We start from the raw sequence: 15577 nt of genomic DNA, 5'->3' as shown, positions 1-15577 counted from the left end.
TCAGCGGTGTGCCGCAGACGACCGGGGCACGGCGGGGGGCACCGGGACGGTGGCCAGCCGGGGCTGTTGGGCTCTGCCTCCGGTCTCGGTGTGGAGCTGAGCGGCGGTGGCGATCAGCTCGGTCCGGGCCGTGCCGCACTTCTCGGCCGCGATGATCCGCAGCGCCTTGGGGTCGCCTCGCAGGTGCGAGGTCTCCACCCCGGGGATGGCCTCCCGGTAGAAGCCGGTGGACACGCAGTCGAGGGCCTGGGTGAGGTGGCCCATGGCGCTGGTGATGGCGGCCATCGCCTCGGCGAGCCGCATCAGCGTGTGGCGTTCGGGGAGGTGGACCGTCTCGGGGGCGGCAAAGCGTTCCTGCGCGCGTTCGCCGGCGTAGGTGAGGTGATGGGCGAGCAGGGCGATATCGTCGGTGAGCGCCGCCGGGTCCACCTCCCCATGGGTGCTGGGAAGCTGTGCAGCAACGTCGTTGAGCCGACGGGCGAGGTAGTCCAAGGTCGCCTGGGTGATGCCGTACGCCATCAGACCGCCAGCCCCAGCCCGTCGGTGCGCGAACGTTGCAGTGCGGCGCGCAGTGCCCGGCCGTGCCGGAACGCGAACTCGCGGGCGGGGCCCTCCAGTTCCAAGAACGAGGCGCCGCCGGCCGTCATCTGGGCGGGATGCTGCCGGTAGTAGTAGACGACGTGCGGCAGCAGCTCCCCCGGCGCGAGGTTGGTGACGCCGTTGACCATGACGAAGTCCTCGCCCTGGGGCAGCCCTCCGTGTCCGCCTGCGGCGATGACCAGTTCGGTACGGGCCAGGAGCATGGTCTGGCCGAGCGGGATCTGGGCCTCGGGACTGGCCCAGTATCCGGTCACGTCACCGGGCCGGTGCACGCCGGGAGGCGTCGGGCAGCGCCAGACCGTGGTGGAACCGTCCGGGTGCAGGTCGGCGCTCCAGCCCGCCACCCAGCCCAGACCGGTCTCGGTGATCCTCTGGTGCCGGACGGCGAGGCTGTCGTCCGGCACGAGATCGTCGTCGTCCATGTAGCACACCAGGGGGGTGCGGACGGCGCGCAAGCCCAGGTTGCGGGCGGCGGCAGCACCGACCGGGCGGGGCAGTTCGACCACGCGGATACGGGCATCGGTGGCCAGCTGTTCGGGCAGGAGCGCCGGGTCGGCCCCGTCGAGGACGAGGACGGCCTCCCACGGCACGGTCTGCCGGGTCAGGCTGGTGTGCAGTTCGGCGAGGTAGCCCAGGCGTTCGGGCCGCAGCCGGGTGGCGATGACGGCCGTGATGTCGGGCCGGGAGTGCGAGGACAGGACATTCTCCAGAGACGAAGGGGGGAGATCAGCGGTGGGTGGCGGGCCGTGCGGCCGGTGAGGCGGGGGACGGCGCGGCGGGGGACGGCGCGCTGCGCGGCGGCCGTGTGGCAGGCGCCGGTTGTCCGGGAAGCCACAGGGAGAGATGGTCGCTGAACCGGGTGTGCGGGTCGGTGTTCCAGTCGATGACCGGCCCGCGGGTGGCTTCCGTGAGGCTGATCACCTCGATCCCTTCGGGGCGCAGGACGTAACCCCACTCGACGAGAGAGCGGGAATTGGCCTCGGTGATGACCTCTCGCTCGGCCGGGGAACCGTCGGCGTTGACGACGTTTTCCATCTGGCGGCTGGGCCACCGTTCGCGGCCGGCCAGCTGGGTCGCCAGGGACTTGGGGGCGCCGTCGAGGAGGTCGGTGCCCAGCTCGTCCCAGGCGATGGTCACCTCGTCGATGAGGTGCACGCTCATGGCCTCGACATCGCGGTTGAACCGGTACTGGTAGGCCGCCAGGAGCAGCGGGAGGCGACTGCTGGGGTAGCCGTCGAAGTGGACGTAGATGCCGGCGTAGCCGGTCTCGGTGGGGCGGGCGACGAACGAACGGGTGGACAAGGAACCTCGCAGGGGCAGACGGGCGCGGAACGGGCTGCCGCAGGAGTGGCGGAGCGGGAGTTCCTCAGCGGCGGCGGGGAGGGGTTGCGACGTGTGCGGGGCAGACGGGCGCTGCGGCGGATGCCGGCGCGGCGGTGGACGGTGCGGTGCGCGGTGGCCGTGTGGCGGGCACAGGCAGCTCGAATCCCCACAGGAACTGCTGGTCGCTGAAGCGGCTGCGCGGATCGGTGTCCCAGGTGACGAAGGGGCCGATGTCGGTCTTGTGCAGCGGGACGACCTCGATGCCGTGGGGGTGCAGGATGTAGCCCCAGTCCAGGCCGTCGGTGTCGTAGTCGGTGATGCGTACAGGCGGATCCCCTGCGGGGCGGTCGTCGTACTGGGTGCCGGGCGCGGTCCAGTTGACGGAGAGATCGGCCCGCAGGTGCGCGGGCATTCCGGTGAGTAGATCGTTGCCGAGCGTGGACCAGCCGACGGGTACCCGGTTGATCAGGTACGCGGCGAGGGCTTCCACGTCACCGCCGAAGCGGTGCTGGTAGGCGGCGAGGAGCAGGGGGAGGCGGGCGCTGGGGTAGCCGTCGTGGTGGACGTACACGCCGGTGAAGCCGACGCCGTTGGGGCGGGCTATGTAGGAACGCGTGGACAGACGGAGCCTCCGTCGGGCAGGGGCGAGTGGGGGCCGGCCGTCGGCTGCGGGACGAGGCCGGGGTGAGGCGGATCCGGGGAGATGCAGGGGTGAGGCGGGCGGCGTCTGTGAGTCAGCGCTCTGGGGGGCCGACGGCTGCGAGCCCGTGTGCGGTCAGCTCGCCGAAGCCCGCGACGGCGAGGACAGCGGTGATGCCGACGATGCCGGACAGGGCCAGGTGCGGGGTGCCGAGGAGCGATGCCGTGAGATGAATCCCGGCCAGGGCAAGGCAGGTGGCCCACATCGTGAACCGGGGCACCGGGGATGTACGGCCGGTGGCCGGGAGGCGCTGGCTGATGAGGAAGGGCCCTGCGGAGAGTAGAGCGATGAGGGTGAACACGAACGCGGTCTGGTAGGCGCCGGATTCGTCCCACGGCCGCGAGGTGCTGAGGGCGTAGGCCATCGACGTCGTGTAGAGGGCTGCGGACAGGAGCGCGCAGCCACCGCTGAGCCAGACGGTCAATTCGCTCAGGGGCAACCAGGGGCTGGTGGCCGGCTCGTCCGCCGGGGCGTTGTCATGGCCGCTGTCGGGGTGGGTGGTTGTCACTGCGTACCGTGGTCCTTCGGCTGGGATGGGAGGGTGCGAAAGCGGGGGAGAGGCCGGGTCAGGGCGTGACGGGCGGGCCGGAGGCGTCGGTGCGGGCGCAGGTGTAGGCCAGGAGCGTGGAGGGCGCGGCCTTCGCGGGGACGGTGGCGGCGTCGTTGCAGACGAACTCGTAGCGGATGCTCGTGCGCGGGACGTCGTGCAGCCAGGCCCGGTCGTCCTTGCCGGGGTTGAGCTGCAGTCCGGGGCGGGCGACCGCGTCGGTCTGGGTGTGGGTGTGGGAGAAGAAGACCAGCGCGCCGCCGTCGGTGGTCTTGAGCGCGTACGCGTCGCGGTAGCGGTTGGTGGCGTCGGCGAACGTGCTGGTGCCCTGGCTGCCGTACTGCTTGACGGTCTCGTCGTGGACCTTGATCTGCTGGCTGCTCGCCTTGCTCTCGGTGAAGACCTTCTTCCCGGAGTTCTGGCCGCCGGTGGCGAAATTGTCCAGGATGGCGCTGCGCAGCAGGTCGGCGCCCGCGGCCAGGTCCTTGTTGCCGTCGGCGGCGACGGCGGTGGCGTATCCGGCGGCGTCCAGGGCGACCTTGGGCAGGTCCGTGCCGTACAGATCGGCGACGGAGACCAGCTCCCACCGCTTGTGCTGGCTCTGTTCGGCGAAGACGGCGAGCCGGTTGGGGGCCTTGCCCGGGGTGGCGGAGAGCACGGCGGCGAACCAGCGCGGCTGGCCGGCCTCGATCCGCGGGATGTACAGCTGGGCGTTCTGCGTGTCGTACGCCCACGGCTTGTACGCCGAGCGCTCGGACTTGGTCAGGCCCTCGGACTCCTTGTAATCGGAGACCGACATGGCATACATCGGTCCGTCCTCGACGGTGTCGAGCAGGTCGCGGTCGTTGTCGGTGTTGGCCTTGTTGTTGACCGCCGAGTACCGGTCGATCGCATCGAGGGCCTGCTGCTTGGTCAGCGCGGGCGGCAGCTCCTGCTGCTTGGAGGCGCTGGCGGACGGGGCCGGGGGCTTGGCCTCGGGGCTGTCGCCGCCGCTGTCGCAGGCGGTCGCGGCCAGGGCCAGGCAGGCAGTGGCGATGGCCAGAGGGAAACGGTGAAGGGTGCGGCGGATGAGGTGCTCCTCAAGACGGGGATGGTGGGTGATCCGCCTCTAGAGTCCGGACAATCCCCGGTTTTGCTAACCGGGGATCGTCGGCTATGTTGCCGCCTTCACCCGCGCGGTCGCACGGGCGCGAAGCTGTGCCCCAGGGCGGGGCATGGCGCGGCGTCTGCGCAGGTCAGCGGAGGGTTCTAGAGGCGGTCGGCGACACGGGCGCGGGCAGCACGGCAGGTGGCCGGTTCGGGTGAGCGGGCGGGGCAGTTGGCGCGCGCCGTGCCCCGGATACGGCCTTGACGAGCAGGTCGGCGTCCCGGTGCAGGGTGCCGGACGCGGCGGTCAGATGCCGGTGGGCGCTGAACAGCCGGTCGCCGAGGGCCGCGCGCGCGGTGTCGATCGACCGTGCTTGTTCGGGGGTGCGTGGGCCGGCGCTGATCTCATGGAGACGGCCGATCTGGGCGACGGCTTCGCCCAGCTTGGCCAGCGCCCAGCCGAGAGGATCGGCCGCCCGCGTCAGCAAGGCGACCTTGCGGTGGGCAAGGGAGTCTTCCGCGCCGGAAAGTCGCTTCGCCGGGCGGCCGTGGACGGCGGCTTCATGAGCGAGGGAGGCGAAGATGCCCGCGATGACGCGGACTTGATCCTCGACTTCCGCGCTGATGCCGGCGAGCGAGTGGGCGCATTCCGGGGCCGGCAGGTCGTCGGCGGCGTGGTGGATGCGTTCGGCCAGCGAGTGCAGGTGCGCAGCCTGCTCCAGACCGGCGAGCGGACCGGGAGTCTCTTGCACTGTCACCGCGTGCGGCCGGGCGGGGGCAGCACCGCCGTCGGCAGCCCGATGCCCGAGCCGGTGACGGTCGCCTTGATGCTCTGGCGTGCCGAGGGGCGAGGGTCCAGGGCGCGCATGCGGTCGACGGCGACGTGCAGGTCCTCAACGAGCCCGCGCAAGGTGGACGCGGCGTCCTGAAGGTCGTAGTGGAGGTCGAACCCGTCGTCGTGGTCGGAATCCTTGGCCTTCTCGGCCGCCGCTTCGAAGAACTCGGCCAGCCGCTCCAGCAGGCCGTCGATCGGGTCCAGGACCTGATCGGTCAAGGCAGCGGCGCGCTCGAAGGACGTCGTGCCGTTGAGCTGATCAGTGAGCGCGAGAATCTGACGGCCGTACGGATAACGGCCATTGGGGTCGGTGGGGGTGGTGACGCCCGCCGTGGCGGGGACCACGGGTCGGGCGGAGGACGTGGACAGGCGGGATCTCCTCAAAGCAGGGGGCGGGCTGCGAGGCCCGGCGCGGGGCTAACGGCGGTGGGCGACGGGCGTCAAGCCCGGCAGCGTGGCGCGGGTGTTCAGCGCGGGCGCCGCGGCGGGCGGCGGCGGGCTGTGCCGGAGGTTGACGCCGATGCCTCGGGCGGCGAGCTGCTGCGCGACGGCCTGGAAGCGCAGAGCCTGGCCGATCGGGCCGTATGAGGCGGGCAGCAGGAAGGCGCCTTGGTGCGGGTGGTACTGGAAGCCGTGGATGTAGAGCGCGTCACGAGCCTCGGCCGGGACCGTCGGGTACGGCGCGCCGAGGGCGCCGTCGGCGTACCGGGTCAGGGTGAGGACGTGGTCGACCTCGGGCGGCGCGGGGCGCAGCGGGGGCTCGGGCTGTACTCGTGCGTTGTGGCGTACGGCGGCCAGCGCGTTCTGGTAGCGGGGCAGGACGCGGCGGGCGACTGCGGTGGCGGCACGGAGTGGGTCGTTGCCGACCTTGATGCCGTTGGGTTCGGCCACGCCGGCGAAGTGGTGCGGCTTGACGCCGTCCTCGGGTTCGAGGGGGGAGACGAGGAACTGGTCGAGGTGCAGCGGCCGGTCGATGACGCACAACTGCTGTCCGTCGGGCCCGTGGAGACGGGCGTGGTGGCGGAGAACGAAGACGCCGACGGCCCAGTGGACGTGGCCGACGTCCCAGACCTTGTCGTCGAGGGGGAACTGGTCGCCGTAGGCGGCGTGTTGGCGGTACTCGCTCGTCCACGTGCCGGGCAGGTGCGAGGCGAGCGCAGCGGCGAACGCGGACAGATCGGTGCGAGGCGGGGGCATGGGCTCCTTGAGGTCGGGTGCGCAGGGGCACTGTCACCGAGTGCGTGCGGGACGGGCGGATGCCGCAGGGGCGGCAGGCGCCTGAGCCGGTGCGGTGGTGAGCTGGTTGGAGGGAGGGGGGACGGCGCCAGCGGGAGGGGCAACGTGCCGGTAGGCGTGGATCAGTTCCTTGAGGCGGTCCACTGCGTCGGCGCGTCGTGCTGCCAGGATGTCGATCTGGGTGGCGCTGTTCTGCAGGATGCCGAGCGAGTTGATCACCGTGTTCCCGGCGGCGACGCGGGTGAGGTCGTCGGCGGCTTGCTGGGCCCGGGTGGCGAGCTGCTGGTCGAGGTGGTCCAGGCGTTTGGCGGCCATGGCCACGAGCTGCGTGAGGAGGTCTTCGGCGCTGTCGGGTGTGTGGAGCTGGTCGAGGTGGCGTGGAGGGATGCCGAGGGCATCGATGACCATGCGGGAGCCGGGAGCCGTCGTTGGACGCGTACTCGCGGAGGTGTCATTCATGGAGAGCCTGTCGTCTGAGAGGTGTTCCGCTACCGGGTGCGTGGACTCGGTGTGGGCGGTGGCGGTAGAGGTGTGGCGCCCTGCCGCATGGACGCGGGAAAGAAGCGGTGCAGGTCGAGGTGCTCGTTCAGCTCCTTGACCGCAGAGTTGAGGCACCGTGCGGCATTGCGCAGATAGGCGCGGGCCGTGGCGTGGTGGACCACCATGCGTCCTTCCCGCTGCTGCCGGTCCGTGACCCCGTGTGACCCGGGCAGGGCCAGGGCGATCTCCGCGGTCTCGGCGAACAGTGGGGCCGCGGAGCAGGACATCGTGGCCGCCGTCGACAAATGGGCAAGGACAGCGCTCCCGGCCCGGTTCGTGCTGTGGGCGGTCTTGGCGAACCCAGACGTCAGCTGGACGACGTCGCGGGCGAGCGCCTGGGCGGCCTCGGCATGCTGCAGGAGCACCGCAAAGTCCGGCGACCCCGGTACGTGGCCCGTGTCGTCGAGCAACTCCAGCTGGTCGGCCGCGTTCTCGAACCGGAGCGCCAACGCCTGCAGTTCCTCGATCATGTGGACGGTGTCGCTGCGGGGTATCAGCATCCGTTTGATGTCGTGCTTCATGAAGCCTTCGCTCCCTTTTTCAGTGCATGCGGGCGTCGGTGTCGAACAGCGCCAGTTCCGCGGGGTGCAGGAGGTGCTGGACGATGAAGGACCGGCCGGCGACCTTCCACAGGCCGCGTCCGCGGTTGAGGTGGGAGATGGCGTCGCTTTCCACCGAGGTGAGTCCCAAGAGGGCTGCGGCGGCGTGGAGTTGGTCGGTCTCCTGGCGGTAGATGATGCGGGTGGAGCAGTCGGCGAGCAGGCCCTCGGCGAGTGCGCGACCGCGGGATCCGGCGTCTCCGGCGGTGAGCAGGTCGGACAGCCGGTGGATGACCATGAGGTTGGCGATGCCCAGGCCGCGGGACAGCTTCCACTGGGACTGCATGCGCTGGAGCAGGCCGGGGTGGCGCATCAGGCGCCATGCCTCGTCGTAGACGATCCAGCGCCGGCCGCCGTTCGGGTCGGAGAGCGCGGACTCCATCCAGGCGGAGGCGCAGGTCATGGCGAGGACGAGGGCGGTGTCGTCGCCGGAGCCGCCCAGGCGGGACAGGTCGATGGTGAGCATCGGTGAGCTGGGGTCGAACGCGACGGTGGAGGGCGCGTCGAACATGCCGGCCAGGTCACCGTGGACGAGGCGGCGCATCGCGTGGGCCAGGTCGCGGGAGGCGTCGCCGAGGCGGCCGGACATCAGTCCGCCAGCCGCGTCGAGTTCGGCGGGGCTGTTGAGCATGGTGGCGATGTCGCCGAGCAGCGGGGTGCGTCCGGTGGCGGCGGCGCGGGTGACCACGGCGTCCAGGGCGACGTCCAGTCCCGTGTGTTCCATCGGCAGCAGGTCCCGTCCGAGCACGGTGCGGGCCAGGGAGCCGAGCAGTAGCAGGCGCCGCTTGCGGATCTCGTTGGCCCAGTCCGTCTCGGAGACCGACGGCGGGCGCGGGGCCGCGTCGAGGGGGTTCAACTTGCCGGGCAGGCCGGGGCCGAGCGCGATGGAGGTGCCGCCGAGGGCGGCGGCCACGGGGGTCCATTCCCCTTTGGGGTCACACGGCACGTAGACCCGGTAGCCGAAGGCCACCGATCGCAGGGCGAAGGATTTCGCCAGGGCGCTCTTGCCCTGGCCGATCACTCCCGCGAGCAGGACATTCGGGTTGGTGAAGCCCTCGATGCGGCCGTACAGGGCGAAGGGGTCGAAGCAGAAGGAGGCTTCGGCGTGCATGTCGCGGCCGATGTAGATGCCTTCGGCGCCGAGTCCGCCTTCGGCGAGGAAGGGGTAGGCGCCCGCGACGGTCGCGGTGGTCATGCGGTGGGCGGGCAGCTTGAGTTTGCCGCCGCGTGCGGAGGCGGGGCCGGGGCGGCCGTGGGGTGGGAAGAGGGCAGGCGGCATCTCCTGTTCGGCCGGCTCGGCGCCAAGTGGGTGCTGGGTGGCTTCGGCGCGTGCCTTGGCGGCGGCCTCGGCGAGTTGGCGGCGTGCGGCCTTGCGGCTGGCGCGGTCGGTGCCGTGCGGGGTGAACAGTGGAGAGGCCGAGGCGCGGCGGGCGCGCCGGGCGGGCCGGTGGGTCATGGGGGAGCGGCTTTCAGATGACGGCGGGCGACGTGGAGCCGGTGAACAAGCGCGAGTAAGTGCCGACCAGGTGCCGGGAGTTACTGGACACAGGCGGTGGTGTGGCCGCGCGAGGGGCGACCCAGGTCGCTGGGGGTGGTGGTGCGGCGCACGAGGTGTCCGGCGGCGAGGTGGCGCTGGCAGATGGTCAGTACCGGGGGGCCTTCGGGGAGCCGCTCGGGATGGCATTCCGCGTCATCCGGGGCTGGTTCGTGGACGGGCGGTACGAGGTGGAAGGCGTCGTGGACGGCGGCACTGGCCTGCCACAGCCGGTTGCCCGCGGTGGCCAGGTGACGCCCGGCGGCCGGGTGCGGGGCCCGGGTCGAGGTAGCGAGCTGGTCCAGCAGCTGGTGCAGCGCGATCAGATGGGAGTGCAGTACGTCCAGGTGGGCGCGGTCCGCAGGAGCGGGAGCGGTCTGTCCACGGTGGGCCAGAGCGCGGGTGTGGTGTCGGACGCCGGCACTGGCGGCCCGCAGATACGGGTGGGCGTCGGCGACGGGAGAGGGAGTGGTCAAAGAGGAGTCCTTCTTGCCGGGCGGCAGGGGGCTGGAGGGGGGAGAGATCAGCGAGCGCGTCCGGGCGCGGGCGGAGGTGGTGCGGGGGGAGTGAGGGGGCTGCGCGCGGGCGCGCGCCTGGTCAGGACGCGGGCCTGCTCACGGCGCAGGTCGATGTACGTCCCGGGCCCGCGCACCCCGGGGTGGCTCTGGCCGGCGACGAGGTCCTTCTCACCGTCGCTGGAGGTGCCGGGGTAGCGGACGTCTTCCCACCACTGGTGGAAGGAAGGCAGCCGGGTCAGCTTCTGGTAGGCGTCGTCCAGGTCGGTGCCGTTGACGACGAACAGCCAGGGCATGTGGCCCTCTTCAGCGCCGGGGCCACGCAGGACGAGGGTGAAGGCCCGGGGAGGCGGGTCGGCGACCAGCAGTTCGAGCTGCGCCACGAGGCTGTCCAGGGCGTTGCTGGCCTCGATGGCGGCCTCAAGACGGGCGTCGTCGTACGCGACGTACTGGTCCTCGATCACTTCCCCGTCCTCGGTGCGGTGGGCGTCCAGCTGCTGCTGGTGGCGCCGCTGGAGTTCCTGCACCGGGGCGAGCAGGCTGCGGAGTTCGTCGAAGAGGTATCCAGGGCGCGGGCGGGGCGTCACAGCGCGGTCCGGGCGAGTGGGAGAGCGCCGAGGGTGAAGGCGTCGGGCTGCTGGTAGAAGAGGCGGCGCAGGTCGACCTGGGCGGTGACGGCGGAGGTCTCGATCTGCGCGCACGCGGCATCGAGCGCCGCGTCGGTCTCGGCGGAGACGGTGAGCAGGCCGGTCAGGGCGACGTCCGCGTGTCCGGCGATCAGCTGGCGCTCGCGCATTTTGACGTCGGCGTACTCGACGTTGTCGGCTTCGGAGTCGACCTGCCCGCGGCGCGAGCGCTCGGCGGCATCGGAGATGATCGCGGCCTTTTTGCGCCGGACGTCGCGCATCGCGGACTCGAGTCCCTGGGGCACGTAGATGAGGGACAGGCTGCGCCGCACGCCGGCGGTGAACATCAGCCCGTGCAGGAATCCGGCGCCGGTCTCCGTGCGCGGCCAGTCCTCGACCCAGTAGGTCGCGTGCCGCGCGGAGTCGGTGGCGAGGCGGTCGTACTCCTCGACCTGGACGACGGGCCCGGCGGCGGCCGGGTCGGCCTCGGCGCGCCCGTTCTCGGACCACTGCTGCAGCCCGGAGAGCGCCTTGGGGTCGTACGCGGTGCGGATCACGGCGGCGATCTCCCGCGCGCTCAGCCAGCCGGTCACCATCAGCCCCGCGCTGCGGGCGGCCTGGGCGATGGCCGAGGTGGTCTGCTCCATCACTGTGAACGCGCCGGGGAAGCCGCCGCCCGCCTGACTGATCAGGCGCTTGGCGGCCTTGAGGTCCAGGGAGATGGCCAGGTACGCCTCGTGCGGGGCGGCGGCCGGGCCGGCGGAGGCGACGAGGTCGGAATACACCTGCCCGGCGACCGGGGTGTGGGGGTAGCCCTGCTGGGTCCAGTGGCGGGCGAGGGTGTCGCCGCTGTCGGGCACGGTGCGCTCCAGGACCTGCACGGAGGCGACGTGCCCGGTCCGTGCGATGCCCGCCAGGGCCCGCCCCCAGCTGCTGACGTTGTGGTTCTGGGTAGCGGGGTCGAGCAGGGCGAAGGCGCGGGAGGAGACGCGGGCGACAGCGGTCAGGGTCTGGTGGTGCGGGTCGTGGACCGCGGCGGCGCCGCCCGCCGAGTCCGAGGGGGTGACGACGCGCAGGGAGGCGGCGGTGCCGGGCAGGTGGAGGGTGCCGTCGTGGCGCGGGCGGGTGACCGGACGGGCCAGCCACAGGGTCTGCCCACTGCGGCGGCGCCTCGCGAATCGGACGACGATCGGCGCCCAGTCGATCAAGGACTTGCCGTTGCGGCGGAGGGCGACCAGGGCGGCGACCGCGGCCCACAGCGGGGCGAGCACGATCGCGCCGAGCAGTCCGGTACTGACAACCGTGGCCAGCAGCAGCGCCAACGCCGAGGAAACCAGGACCAGTTGGGGAAGGGTGAGGCCGAGCAGGATGCCGCGCTTCGACCTGTGGGGGAATTTGACCGTGAGGGGAGTGATGACAAGTTCAGACAAGGGCCGTTCCGGTGGTGCGCGGGCGGGGCCGGAGCGGCACACACGAGGGCGTGGTGCGTGCCGCTCCGGCGTGAGGGACAGGGTCAGATGCCGGTGGGCGGAGGCGGCGGCGGGGGCGCTCCGGCGCCAGAGGTGGAAGCGGAGTTCGGCGCCGGGGGCGCACCTTGCGGCGGAGGCGTGGACGAGCCCGCCGGGTTCGACAGGAACCCGCCGCCGGACGGAGATCCCGCTCCGGGGCTGCCCTGGCCGGGCCCGCCGCCGAACTGGCCGCTGGTGTCATCGCTGGGGCGCGTGGGCGGTGGCTGGACGGCCTTCTCCAGCCCGTCCTTCATGCCCTGGCCACCGGAGTTGCCGGAGTCCTGGCCGCTGCCGCCGGTGGGGTTGGCGGCGATGTCGCCGGGGAAACCGCCGCCCGGCACCGAGTCGGGTCCCTGGGGGGCTGCGCCTGCCCCGGCTGCCGCGCCGCCGGTTCCGGCGGTGGCCGCCATCGCGGCGGCCTTGCGGCCCGCGCGCTCGGCGTGCTGCTTGGCGAGCTGGGCTCCGGCACCGCCGGCGCGATGGATGTCCTCGCCGGATGTGCCCTCGGCGGCCCAGTGCACGAACTTGAAGGTCGCGTACGGGCAGAGCAGCACCAGGACCATGATGACGATGCCGGACATGACGTCGGCGAGCGCACCGAGCCCGTCGGAGGCTTCGGTCTTGCCCATGGCGGAGATGCCGAGCACGAAGATCACGGTCATCAGCAACTTCGAGACGACCAGGGTCGCGGTGGCCTCGATCCAGCCGCGCCGCCAGCGGCGGGCGACTTCCCAGCCGCCGCCGGCTCCGGCGAACACGGCCAGGGTGACCATGACGAGGATGCCGACCTTGCGGACCATCATCACGCACCAGTAGAGGAACGCTCCGAGAGCGGCTCCGAGCGCGGCGAAGACCGCGACGAGCCAGCCCATCCCGGCCAGGGTGGGGATGGCGGTCACCTTCACGATGCGGCGGACCGCCGATTCGATCGACAGGTTGGACGCCTTGAACAGTCCGTCGGACAGGGCGTCGACGACTTCGATGGCGACGGTGGTCAGGGCGATGGCACTGAACGCGAAGATCACGCCGCTGGCAGTGCCGGTGAACGCCTGGGTGAGGGCCTGGCCGTCGCGTTTCATCGCGGCCCGTACCAGTTGGGCACAGAAGGTGGCGACGAGGATCACGAGGCCGATCGGCAGCAGCAGCTCGTAGTTGTCGCGGAACCAGCCCGCGTTCAAGTCGACCTTGGTGGTCGCGTTGACGGCCTTGGCGGCCAGGTCGGCTGCCGCGGCGGCGAGTTCACCGGCGGACTTGGCCATCCAGTCGCCGATGACCTTGCCCGGATCGGTGGCGAAGTCGACGGCGCCCTTGGTGGCGCCGGCGATGCCGCACACCTTGTCGGCGAGGGGGAGATCACAGAACCCCACGGGGAGTTGTCCTCCTTTCTTGTCTTAGGCGCGGGTCACTGCGTGACGCTCGGGGCGATGGCGGCCAGGGAGCAGTCGTGGCCGGGGCGGCACTGGACGGCCAGGGTCACGGCGCGTTCCTCGGCTCCGCCGCCGTCGTTCTTCCAGGTCAGCTGCTGCTTGCCGTTGACGGTGACGACGTAGATGTACGCCTTGGTGATCGCGGACGGGTCATCGGCCAGGGCTGCCTTGAACGCCGAGGGGAAGTGGCCTTCGGTGACCGTCGCGCTGGCGTGCTGGGCGTTGTCGGCCATGCGCGACCACAGGGTCGGATCCGGTACCTGAGCGGTGACGGACGTCCAGTCGGCGTACGTGGACTCCTTGGTCATCCACGCGTTCATGCCGGCCAGTTGCTGGTCCCGGGTGGTGTCGCGGGTGTCGTAGGACCAGAGCATCTGGGCGGCGGCCTTGGCGAAGGCGACCGGCTCGGCTACCTGCGGCGGCTTGGGCACCGACCCGGTGCCCGTGCCCGCCTTCGGCGCCTGTTCGGAGGGAGAGGCGCTGCTGGCGGCGGACGGTGAACTGGCCCCGGAGTGACTGCCGTTGCCGCGTCCGGTGAAGAACGCGACGGCGGCGGCCAGGGCCAGCAGGACGGTGAGGGTGATCGCGATGATCGCGATGCGGCGGTTGGCCGACCAGCCGACGCCATAGGAGGACAGGGAGAGTGAGGGGGAACGTTTCATCAGTGGACCTGCGACCCCAGGGCGCTGAAAAAGGTCACGATGCCGTTGGCGGCGCCCAGTCCGAGCGCGGCGCCGGCGGCGACGATTGCGCCCTTCTTGCCGTTGGCCTCGGCCTGGTGTCCGCCGGTGTGGTGGCCCCAGGCCCACACGCCGAGGGAGACGGCCAGGGCGCCGACAACGGCGATGATCCCGAACATGTTGATGCTGTTGACGACGTTCTTCAGGACGGCGAGGCCGGGCAGGCCGCCGCCCTGGGGCGAGATGCCCGGGTCGTAGGCGAGCTGGATGACGTGGTCAGCGAGAGGTATGGGCATGGGTGTGGCGGGACTCCTTGCGTGCGCAGGCCGAGTACGGCCCGGCGAACGGGGGAAGGGGGAGAGGGGAGTAGCGCGAGCGGCGCCGAGAAGTGGCCGGCCCAGCCCCGCGGTGCGCGATCCTGGGCTGTAGGTTCCGATCAGACTTGGCAGTCGCCCGTGCTGTGACCAGCAGGTTTCGGTGAGCGTCCGGACGATCTGTCAGTGGATTCGTCCGGCAGACCTGTCAGAATCCTCAGCCCGTCGGCCTCAACAGGCCGCACTGACAGATCGGTTGGACGCGTGACCTGCGACGTTCCCCGTCGCGCTGACAAGTCGATGACAGAACGTCCGGACACTGACATCTCTAACCGGAAGCTACATGGGCGGGTGGCGGCGTCAGAGGACGCGGCGGACGGCGAGAATCGCCCAGTCCTTCAATGGGGTGATACGCACTGGTTTGCTGGTTCTTGGGGCTTCGATGACGAGGCCCGCCCCCATGAACATCCCGACGTGTTCGGGTACGGCAGCCGTGCCCCGGCTGAAGATCAGGTCGCCGGGCTGCAGCTTGTCGGGCGAGATCGCCTTGCCCTCATTGACCTGCGTGTACGTGGTGCGGGTCAGGTTGATACCGGCCTTGGCGTACGCCTGCTGCATCAGACTGCTGCAATCGCAGCGGCCCATCGGATCGGGGCCGTGCGCGGCGGTGCAACTGCCGCCCCACTGGTACATCGTGCCGAGCTGGTGCATCGCCCAGTCGATGGCCGTACGCGCCTTGGGATCGGCGTCCTTGGGGATGGTGTAGCCCTTAGGCACGCTGCCTTCGGGGATGCGCCCGTAGGAGGAGCCGTCCTCGGCCGGACCGCATCCGGCGGCCGGGGCCTTGGCGTCCTTGTGCTTGTCGCCGTCCTTGGCGGGCTTGTCCTTCTCCGCGCCGGGGAATGTGGCGGCGATGGCTTTCTGTAGGGCGGTGGCCAGCGGCTCCCACTGCGCGTACGCGTCCGGGAGGCCAGATTTCTGCACGGCCTGGGCGGCCTGGGTGACCGTCATCTGCTGCCAGCCCTTGACCTTCAGCAATGCCTTGTAGAACTGCTCTGAGGCGTAGACCGGGTCGTGGATCTGCTGGGCGGTGCCCCAGCCCTGGCTGGGCCGCTGCTGGAACAGCCCGAGGCTGTCGCGGTCGCCGGAGCCCAGGTTGCGCAGCCGTGATTCCTGCATCGCCGTGGCGAGCGCGACGATCTGCCCGCGTTCGGGCACGTCGAGGGAGAGACCGGTGGCGACGATGGTCTCCGCGTTGGGCACCTGCTCGGCGGGCAGGGACAGGCCCTCGACCTTCACGTCCTTGCCGGACGCGCCGTCGAGGATCTTCGTCACCTGCTTGGTGACGGCGTCCGTGTCGACGTCGCCCAGGCATTCGCTGAATGAGCGGGTGGTTGTGGAGGCTTCGCTGGAGGCCGCAGCCACCGTCATCGCGGTCCCGGCCAGCAGCAGGGGGGAGAGGAAGACGACGCCGATGCCGGCGGCTATCGCCTTCAATCCGGCACGC

Annotated in this window: 19 protein-coding genes; all 19 read right to left on the bottom strand. The window is 71.2% G+C overall.

Translation table 11 applies throughout. The features are described from left to right. The 19 genes from ACT1U9_RS04425 to ACT1U9_RS04335 all read right to left on the bottom strand — a co-directional run bounded on the left by ACT1U9_RS04425 (window position 1) and on the right by ACT1U9_RS04335 (window position 15567). Window positions 1–519, bottom strand: a complete 519-nt coding sequence (locus tag ACT1U9_RS04425; RefSeq protein ID WP_444537055.1) for a hypothetical protein — start codon at window positions 517–519, stop codon at window positions 1–3. After that, window positions 519–1235, bottom strand: coding sequence for a glycosyltransferase (locus ACT1U9_RS04420; RefSeq protein ID WP_444539002.1), 717 nt, complete (start codon window positions 1233–1235; stop codon window positions 519–521). Before ACT1U9_RS04420 ends, ACT1U9_RS04425 begins: the two co-directional genes overlap by 1 nt. Window positions 1236–1326: 91 nt before the next feature. Continuing rightward, window positions 1327–1902, bottom strand: coding sequence for a hypothetical protein (locus ACT1U9_RS04415; RefSeq protein WP_444537054.1), 576 nt, complete (start codon window positions 1900–1902; stop codon window positions 1327–1329). Between the two features lie 64 nt (window positions 1903–1966). Beyond that, the gene (locus ACT1U9_RS04410) at window positions 1967–2494 is read right to left on the bottom strand and encodes a hypothetical protein (RefSeq protein ID WP_444537053.1); all 528 of its coding nucleotides are present in this window, start codon (window positions 2492–2494) and stop codon (window positions 1967–1969) included. A gap of 163 nt (window positions 2495–2657) precedes the next feature. Further along, complete coding sequence (locus ACT1U9_RS04405) at window positions 2658–3131, bottom strand: hypothetical protein (protein ID WP_444537052.1); 474 nt, start codon at window positions 3129–3131, stop codon at window positions 2658–2660. 58 nt (window positions 3132–3189) lie between these two features. Next, entirely contained in the window at window positions 3190–3969 is a 780-nt protein-coding gene (locus ACT1U9_RS04400) for a hypothetical protein (protein ID WP_444537051.1), read from the bottom strand. A 436-nt stretch (window positions 3970–4405) separates the two neighbouring features. Next, window positions 4406–5008, bottom strand: coding sequence for a hypothetical protein (locus tag ACT1U9_RS04395; RefSeq protein ID WP_444537050.1), 603 nt, complete (start codon window positions 5006–5008; stop codon window positions 4406–4408). A gap of 2 nt (window positions 5009–5010) precedes the next feature. Then, window positions 5011–5436, bottom strand: a complete 426-nt coding sequence (locus tag ACT1U9_RS04390) for a hypothetical protein (protein WP_444537049.1) — start codon at window positions 5434–5436, stop codon at window positions 5011–5013. A 72-nt stretch (window positions 5437–5508) separates the two neighbouring features. Beyond that, window positions 5509–6288, bottom strand: a complete 780-nt coding sequence (locus ACT1U9_RS04385) for a hypothetical protein (RefSeq protein WP_444537048.1) — start codon at window positions 6286–6288, stop codon at window positions 5509–5511. A 33-nt stretch (window positions 6289–6321) separates the two neighbouring features. Continuing rightward, the gene (locus ACT1U9_RS04380; protein WP_444537047.1) at window positions 6322–6735 is read right to left on the bottom strand and encodes a hypothetical protein; all 414 of its coding nucleotides are present in this window, start codon (window positions 6733–6735) and stop codon (window positions 6322–6324) included. A gap of 80 nt (window positions 6736–6815) precedes the next feature. Beyond that, window positions 6816–7388, bottom strand: coding sequence for a hypothetical protein (locus ACT1U9_RS04375; protein WP_444537046.1), 573 nt, complete (start codon window positions 7386–7388; stop codon window positions 6816–6818). A 19-nt stretch (window positions 7389–7407) separates the two neighbouring features. Beyond that, window positions 7408–8922, bottom strand: a complete 1515-nt coding sequence (locus ACT1U9_RS04370) for an ATP-binding protein (protein ID WP_444537045.1) — start codon at window positions 8920–8922, stop codon at window positions 7408–7410. Window positions 8923–9002: 80 nt separating this feature from the next. After that, on the bottom strand, window positions 9003–9476 hold the full coding sequence (locus ACT1U9_RS04365; RefSeq protein WP_444537044.1) for a DUF6238 family protein: 474 nt from the start codon (window positions 9474–9476) through the stop codon (window positions 9003–9005). A gap of 47 nt (window positions 9477–9523) precedes the next feature. Beyond that, on the bottom strand, window positions 9524–10102 hold the full coding sequence (locus ACT1U9_RS04360; protein ID WP_444537043.1) for a hypothetical protein: 579 nt from the start codon (window positions 10100–10102) through the stop codon (window positions 9524–9526). Then, the gene (locus ACT1U9_RS04355) at window positions 10099–11571 is read right to left on the bottom strand and encodes an SCO6880 family protein (RefSeq protein WP_444537042.1); all 1473 of its coding nucleotides are present in this window, start codon (window positions 11569–11571) and stop codon (window positions 10099–10101) included. The genes ACT1U9_RS04360 and ACT1U9_RS04355 overlap by 4 nt, the downstream gene beginning before the upstream one ends. Before the next feature lie 83 nt (window positions 11572–11654). Beyond that, entirely contained in the window at window positions 11655–13016 is a 1362-nt protein-coding gene (locus ACT1U9_RS04350; RefSeq protein ID WP_444537041.1) for an SCO6881 family protein, read from the bottom strand. Between the two features lie 35 nt (window positions 13017–13051). Continuing rightward, on the bottom strand, window positions 13052–13741 hold the full coding sequence (locus tag ACT1U9_RS04345; protein WP_444539001.1) for a hypothetical protein: 690 nt from the start codon (window positions 13739–13741) through the stop codon (window positions 13052–13054). Next, window positions 13738–14052: a DUF6112 family protein gene (locus ACT1U9_RS04340; protein ID WP_444537040.1), complete on the bottom strand. Its 315-nt coding sequence runs from the start codon at window positions 14050–14052 to the stop codon at window positions 13738–13740. Before ACT1U9_RS04340 ends, ACT1U9_RS04345 begins: the two co-directional genes overlap by 4 nt. Before the next feature lie 378 nt (window positions 14053–14430). Further along, window positions 14431–15567: a C40 family peptidase gene (locus ACT1U9_RS04335; protein ID WP_444537039.1), complete on the bottom strand. Its 1137-nt coding sequence runs from the start codon at window positions 15565–15567 to the stop codon at window positions 14431–14433. Between the last annotated feature and the right edge of the window lie 10 nt (window positions 15568–15577).

Origin of the sequence: Streptomyces sp. BR1 (assembly GCF_052373795.1) — a bacterium.
In the GTDB taxonomy this organism is placed as follows: domain Bacteria; phylum Actinomycetota; class Actinomycetes; order Streptomycetales; family Streptomycetaceae; genus Streptomyces.
This window is presented reverse-complemented; position numbering and strand designations above follow the sequence as displayed.

Coding starts and splice junctions, on each gene's coding strand:
- ACT1U9_RS04425 (WP_444537055.1), bottom strand. CDS start 519: ATGGCGTACGGCATCACCCAGGCGACCTTGGACTACCTCGCCCGTCGG.
- ACT1U9_RS04400 (WP_444537051.1), bottom strand. CDS start 3,969: ATGTCGGTCTCCGATTACAAGGAGTCCGAGGGCCTGACCAAGTCCGAG.
- ACT1U9_RS04385 (WP_444537048.1), bottom strand. CDS start 6,288: ATGCCCCCGCCTCGCACCGATCTGTCCGCGTTCGCCGCTGCGCTCGCC.
- ACT1U9_RS04380 (WP_444537047.1), bottom strand. CDS start 6,735: ATGGTCATCGATGCCCTCGGCATCCCTCCACGCCACCTCGACCAGCTC.
- ACT1U9_RS04375 (WP_444537046.1), bottom strand. CDS start 7,388: ATGAAGCACGACATCAAACGGATGCTGATACCCCGCAGCGACACCGTC.
- ACT1U9_RS04370 (WP_444537045.1), bottom strand. CDS start 8,922: ATGACCCACCGGCCCGCCCGGCGCGCCCGCCGCGCCTCGGCCTCTCCA.
- ACT1U9_RS04340 (WP_444537040.1), bottom strand. CDS start 14,052: ATGCCCATACCTCTCGCTGACCACGTCATCCAGCTCGCCTACGACCCG.